The following is a 576-nucleotide window of genomic DNA, read 5'->3' as shown; positions in this document are numbered from 1 at the left end:
AGGCAAGATTTCTGATTATAACCTTTTGGATGCAACAACAGCAAACCAAAATGGTGGAATTGACAAGGATGAAGATTTAGTATTTGAATTTGAATTGTCAATTGAGGGCAAAAACCCTAAAATAGAAATTGATGCAGTCCTTGCCGACTCTGTAAAAATCACGACTTACGACGCCGGGCACAATTCAATTTATGAAGATCTAGTTGTTGAAACCGAATACAAATTCAACAACAACAACGTAAAAACAACAATACAACTATAAGGAGGGTAAAATGCCAGAAATTCAAGAAGAAGAAAAAAAAGAAATTAAAAAAGAAGAACAAAAGGCTATAATTAAAGAGAATGGGGAAGAACATAAACCGGGCGACCCCACACCCGAAGAATTAGCCAAGGAAAAAGAAAAGGCCGACCTTGAGGCCAAACAAAAAGAGCAAAAGGCCTATAAGTCTTTCGCGACGAAAGAAGAATATACCGCCGAACTTAAATCAGCGGCTAAAAACCTTTCAGAAAAAAATTCAACTTTGGAATCATCAATCAAAGCGAAAGATGAAGAAATTGCCAAATTGAAATCAGACC

Annotated in this window: 2 protein-coding genes; both read left to right on the top strand. The window is 36.5% G+C overall.

Annotation, left to right across the window (positions count from 1 at the left end; genetic code table 11):
* Positions 1–262 (top strand): hypothetical protein (locus HK417_RS24625; protein WP_222273481.1); only part of this gene is annotated, 262 nt, incomplete at its 5' end.
* Positions 263–272: 10 nt separating this feature from the next.
* A partial coding sequence (locus tag HK417_RS24620; RefSeq protein WP_222273478.1) for a hypothetical protein occupies positions 273–576 on the top strand: 304 nt, incomplete at its 3' end.

The sequence above is a fragment of the Modestobacter marinus genome, assembly GCF_019799945.1.
In the GTDB taxonomy this organism is placed as follows: domain Bacteria; phylum Actinomycetota; class Actinomycetes; order Mycobacteriales; family Geodermatophilaceae; genus Modestobacter; species Modestobacter marinus_B.
This window is presented reverse-complemented; position numbering and strand designations above follow the sequence as displayed.